Here is a 1,652-nt window from a genome sequence, read left to right on the forward strand (position 1 = left end):
TTTGTCACCGGCTTATGGCTTGCGGTCACCGTCGCGCTCAAAGCGTGGTTTGTCACCGGCGTATGGCTTGCGGTCGCCGTCGCGCTCAAAGCGTGGTTTGTCACCGGCGTATGGCTTGCGGTCACCGTCACGCTCAAAGCGTGGTTTGTCACCAGCATATGGCTTGCGGTCGCCGTCGCGCTCAAAGCGTGGTTTGTCACCGGCGTATGGCTTGCGGTCGCCGTCGCGCTCAAAGCGTGGTTTGTCACCAGCGTATGGCTTGCGGTCAGCATACGGCTTACGATCACCGTCATTGCGCGGACGATCATTACGGCGATCATCATTAAAACGTGGCTTACGCTCGCCATCACGTTCAAAGCGAGGTTTATCAGTTTGCGATCCACGGTTACCGTACGGGTTTTCGTAACCAGAATCATTTGGGTTTGAACGCGGTTTGCGATCGTCAGTCATCAGTGCTTCTCCAAAAAATGAGGGCGCGCAGCTTACCGGCCCTTCCCTTTGGCAGCAAGCAACAAATTATTCGGCGCAGTGTAGCACCGATCACAGTAAAAGAGGTTATCTATCCACGTTATTCTCTATCATATTCATAGGTAAAATCATTTAGTCTTTTGCGCTGCGCTTTCTTACAGTAACAGGCAGATAACCACGCATATTGCGCGCGGTTTACACCGTTTTAATGAGGGAATCATGAATACTGTCTGTCCGGCCTGTCAGGCTAAAAATCGCGTACCTGAAGAGCGTTTGAATGATGGCGCTAAATGTGGCCGCTGTAATCATGAACTGTTTGATGGTGCAGTCATTAATGCCAGTGAAACTACCTTTGATGCACTGATTAGTGATGATGTTCCGGTCGTGGTCGATTTTTGGGCTCCATGGTGTGGGCCATGCCAAAATTTTGCCCCTATTTTTAGTGATGTCGCCAAAGAGCGGGCAACATCAGTACGTTTCATTAAAGTGGATACTGAAAGTTCCCCGCAACTGAGTGCGCGTTTTCGTATTCGCAGTATCCCTACATTAATGGTTTTTAAGCAGGGTAAAATGGTTGATATGCTTAGTGGTGCGCTGCCAAAAGCACAGTTTAATGCATGGTTGGATCAAGCCCTGCAAAAATAACGCAATCCCCATTAAGGTGCTGCATTTGCGGTAATAACGGAACGGTCTACAATAACCCATGCTTTTTTATCTGGGTTACTTATGTTACCGAATGCTGTTCTTACTCTGCGTGAAGCACGTTTAGCACACTCAACGCGGCCATTTCTAGCAAGGGGATGCCGCGTTGTTCGTTGCCAGCGCTGTTTATTGGCTGTATCACACTGTTTATGCGCGCATATTCAACCAGTATCAGCAAACAGCCAGTTTTGTCTGGTGATGTATGATACTGAGCCGCTAAAACCGAGCAACACCGGCCGTTTAATTGCCGACATTTTGCCCGATACGCAAGCCTTTTTGTGGTCACGTACCGACACTAATCCGGCACTGTTGGCGCTGCTGCAAGACCCAACACTGCAACCGTATATCATCTTTCCAGAGAGCTATGCCGCGCCCGAGCGTGTGGTGCATGATCTGCTGACATCAACACCTAACCCGCTTACACCGCCAAATCCAGCAGTAACTCTGCGCCCTTTTGCCACTAAACCGCTGTTTATTATGCT

General features: G+C 49.6%; 3 protein-coding genes. 2 read left to right on the plus strand and 1 reads right to left on the minus strand.

Annotated elements, in window-relative coordinates; all coding sequences use genetic code 11:
* Positions 1-12: 12 nt before the first annotated feature.
* The gene (locus tag ACRC27_RS03315) at positions 13-450 is read right to left on the minus strand and encodes a hypothetical protein (protein WP_438639186.1); all 438 of its coding nucleotides are present in this window, start codon (positions 448-450) and stop codon (positions 13-15) included.
* Positions 451-687: 237 nt separating this feature from the next.
* On the opposite strand from ACRC27_RS03315, the gene trxC reads away from it, so the two are divergent.
* Together trxC and ACRC27_RS03325 are read left to right on the plus strand one after the other, a co-directional pair.
* Positions 688-1,113 (plus strand): thioredoxin TrxC, encoded by a 426-nt coding sequence (gene trxC / locus ACRC27_RS03320; RefSeq protein ID WP_438631495.1) that lies wholly within the window; start codon positions 688-690, stop codon positions 1,111-1,113.
* Between the two features lie 33 nt (positions 1,114-1,146).
* Positions 1,147-1,652, plus strand: a 506-nt coding sequence (locus ACRC27_RS03325) for a tRNA-uridine aminocarboxypropyltransferase (RefSeq protein ID WP_438639187.1), incomplete at its 3' end; no start/stop codon positions are given.

The sequence above is a fragment of the Plesiomonas sp. genome, assembly GCF_051650925.1.
Classification (GTDB): Bacteria; Pseudomonadota; Gammaproteobacteria; order Enterobacterales; family CAMTGL01; genus Plesiomonas.

Bases quoted from the DNA above. Each gene is read 5' to 3' on its own strand.
- ACRC27_RS03315 (WP_438639186.1), bottom strand. From the start codon at position 450: ATGACTGACGATCGCAAACCGCGTTCAAACCCAAATGATTCTGGTTAC.
- trxC (WP_438631495.1), top strand. From the start codon at position 688: ATGAATACTGTCTGTCCGGCCTGTCAGGCTAAAAATCGCGTACCTGAA.